Annotated in this window: 3 protein-coding genes; all 3 read left to right on the top strand. The window is 61.9% G+C overall.

The annotated features are described in order from the left end of the window. Positions 1–173 precede the first annotated feature (173 nt). On the top strand, positions 174–584 hold the full coding sequence (locus ACWGS9_RS34290; RefSeq protein ID WP_454509363.1) for a hypothetical protein: 411 nt from the start codon (positions 174–176) through the stop codon (positions 582–584). A 480-nt stretch (positions 585–1,064) separates the two neighbouring features. After that, positions 1,065–1,472: a MobC domain-containing protein gene (locus ACWGS9_RS34285; RefSeq protein WP_454509362.1), complete on the top strand. Its 408-nt coding sequence runs from the start codon at positions 1,065–1,067 to the stop codon at positions 1,470–1,472. Positions 1,473–2,014: 542 nt separating this feature from the next. After that, a partial coding sequence (locus ACWGS9_RS34280) for a relaxase/mobilization nuclease domain-containing protein (RefSeq protein ID WP_454509361.1) occupies positions 2,015–3,382 on the top strand: 1,368 nt, incomplete at its 3' end.

Genomic DNA, 3,382 nt, shown 5'->3' with positions numbered 1-3,382 from the left:
AACGGCACGCCGATCGCCGACCATGCGCTGCAAAACCGTGTCGCCTATCGGGACCTGCAAAGCGGCCAGACACTCTACAGTCCCGATCAGCCTGACGCTAAGGCGATTGCCGAAAGTGAAGGGGTCTTCGACGATGTCCTCAAGGCCTTCACCGAAGCAATGAGGAAGGCCGCATGACCGAGAAAAGCACCCCGGACACGCAAGACGACAAGAAGGCTCGCATGATGCGAGCGATCTCCACACAGCCGCCGACGCTTCCCAGCATGTTCATCGCTCCGAAATCCGATCCCGCCCCTCAGCCGATTGCCGCCGCATCCGCGGCGGCATCGGAGGCTGAAGCAGCGCCAGCGTCACCTCGGCCGGACTTTCGCAAAATGCTGCGACAGGGCCAGAAGAAGGATCCGGTTGCCGGCAAGAGGATTCGCGAAGAGGAAATGGTGCGCTGCGGCTATTACCTTACTGCTGGCGAGCAGCGCCAATTCAAGCTGCTCGCGATCAGCAATGGCCACAGCATGACCGAGCTGCTGCGCCAAGCGGTGCAAGACTACATCAAGGCCCATAGGCACAAGCTGCCGAACGATTAGGACAGCCCGCCCTGCGGCGTCGGCTGTCCATAAGGGTGCAGTGAACGCTCGGGGCCACGCGATCGAGGCCGCGTCATCGTGCGCGTCTCGGTGCAAATCAGCCGTGCCGGCCGCCTCGGTCGCGTGGCTCTCCAATCTGTCTTGCGATGCCAACCGCGGTCACCGTTATCAGCGATCGCGACGTGCGGTTTGTCTCCATGTTAGCATGATGATTTCGCAGTAAGGCGGTATATCACGACAGAAACATGTTGAGAAGTTGGCTTGTCAACAAGTCACGGAAGCGTCATGTCCCTCATGATCTATGTGTCCGTGCCAACATGTGTATCTTAGTATGAAATTGAAACTGGTATCTGTTGGCGAGTATGTGAATGTTTTTTGTGTGATTGGGTTTTGTATTTGGCAGGATAGCCTTTTTTGTGTTACACACGAAAAAATGGCGGCGCGGCCCAAGGGCCTTAGCGCCCGCAAGCGGGCTTGAAGATGAGACCCAACAACCACCAAACAGAAACGCAGAACGCATCCCGGCGCTATGGCGAAGTCCTGCATGTGCGCTTCTCAAGCGTCGAGCTGAAGCGGCTGCGCGCCATTGCTGATGGAGAGTCCGTGACGGTCAGCGAGGTCGTTCGCCGCCTTGTTCGGACCGAGGCGGGCTTTCTGCCGGCAGCGACGGGGGAGCTGCGACCCTCCATTGAGGAGGCCACCGACCAGCTTCGCCGCGTCGGTGTGAATTTCAACCAGGCCGTCCGCGCGATGAACGAGGGCCGGGTGCCGTTTGATGAAGACCTCGAGCGCGCCTTGATCGCCGTTGGCGAGCTCGTGCGACGGTTCCGCGAAGAATTGAAGGCGATGATTGCGAGGCCGCGCAAGCCAAGGCAGGTCAAGGTATGAGCGGTCGCCTCGCGGGATATGCTGCCGAGATCGAACGCTATTTGCGCATGCCGAGCGCTGGCGATATCGAGGTCCTTGATGATAAGCTTTTGCAATCTGCTCGCCGGGAGCTGGTCGACCTTCAAGCGATGAGCATTCACGGGAGGGGCGTCACCCCGGACCGCCTGGCTTCGTTCCAGTCACGCGGGAAATGGCCGACCGGGAGCGCGAAACACCCAGGTGCGAGCGCCGGCTTTACAAAGCCCCCTGTTTCGTCCGCAGGCCGGGGAGGAGCCGTCACCACGATACCGCTGGCTGCTCGGCCGCAAGGCGCTAACGGGAGTTCGTCTATGGACGCAAAGGCGGCAATAACGATTTTCGGCCTCGCACTCGGTGCTTTCGTCAAGGAAGAGGAAGAAGAATGGCGGCGCCGAGGCGGGGGTGGCGGAAGGTCGGGAGCGCTCCCGTCCGCTCGACACTTCGCGCGGTCGACCCGAGAGGCGAGGGCGGTTGCGGCGCGAGCGGCCTTTGCCGCCGGGGCACAGCCGGCGGTGTTCAAGGTCTTGTCGAGCGCGGCCAATCCTAAGCAGGCCGGCGCGCTGCTCGCCTATGTCGGCACACGCGCCAATGAACAGGGCGGGAAGCGCGACATCGAGATCTTCACCGATAGCGGACAAGGGCTTGCCAATGCGCAGGACCGTCGCGGCTTTCTCCATCAATTCACCCAGACATTCGAGGCGCAGCTTGAGAATACGAATTTCATCGAAGTGCGATTTGAACTGGCCGGCGACGTCACAGACGAAGCGCTTGGCGAGGCGTTGCACTTGGCCTTCGGGTCGAAGCCGTTCGTTTATGCTCGCACGGGCAACAGCGTCGACGTTTATGGCCACACGGAGGAGGACCGCGCCGGGAAGCTTGCCAAGATTCTAGCTGCCGGGCGTGCTAATTCACGCAGCAAAGCGCTCTCCAAGATAGAAGCCGGCTTGCGCGAAGCCATGGGGAGGGCCGGCATCCGCGCGGCAGCGGAAGTGACGGCGGCCGTCGGCAGCGAGCGTAAGGCGCAATACTTTCTCCAGAAGTTTATTCGATCGCACAAGCAGGTTCGCCAGGGGGACGGACAGGCGGTTTCCAGCAAACAGCCGACGAAGGCGGCCGCGGCGATTTTTGAGCAATGGCGGCCACAACTTTCCGGCCGGGAGCGCCGCAATGCTTACCACCTGCTTTTCTCTGCCCGGGCTGGTACGGACGCGCAAGCCATCATGGCGGCCGCGCGAGCCGTGCTCGAAGAGCGCGCGCCGGGGCACCAATTCGTGCTTGCACACCATGCCGAGACGAAGCACGTCCATGTCCACGCCATGGTGCAGGCGCGGTCGGACGACGGCGAGCGGCTGACATTCTACAAGGCGGATCTCCATGCCTGGCGGGAAGCGTACGCGGAGAAGGCGCGCGAACACGGTATAGCGATGGTCGCAACCCGCCGGTACGATCACGCAATGAGCCGACCCTACACGAAGGAACATGCGGGCGCCTACAAGCGGGCACAGAACGACCCGCGCTACCAGGTCAGTGACAAGACGGTCGCGCGCGTGGAGAATAAGCGGCAGCGTCGAATTGACCGCGGATTGCTCGTCGCCAATGGCGGAGCGATCGCCGGCGTGTGGCAGCAGACGGCCGCCGTGATGCGGGCGGCTGGCGTGACCGGCCAAGCGCTGACCACAGCCGAGGCGATCGGCAACAATGTCCTCCAGATTCATGCGCATAGGGCAGGCGAGAAGCCGGCGGCTGCCGTCTCCAAGGGTGACAAGGGACCGCGGCAGACCTCGTCATTCCTGGCCCATCCCGCCATGAAAGAATTGACCAGGCTGATAGGAGCTACCGAAATGGCGCAGACACCTTTGGAAATGCGGCAGAAGATGGCGCGGGTGAACCAG

Source organism: Mesorhizobium sp. Arg314, from assembly GCF_053714275.1.
This window is presented reverse-complemented; position numbering and strand designations above follow the sequence as displayed.

Excerpts from the sequence above, each read along its gene's own strand:
- ACWGS9_RS34290 (WP_454509363.1), top strand. The coding sequence starts at position 174 with ATGACCGAGAAAAGCACCCCGGACACGCAAGACGACAAGAAGGCTCGC.
- ACWGS9_RS34285 (WP_454509362.1), top strand. The coding sequence starts at position 1,065 with ATGAGACCCAACAACCACCAAACAGAAACGCAGAACGCATCCCGGCGC.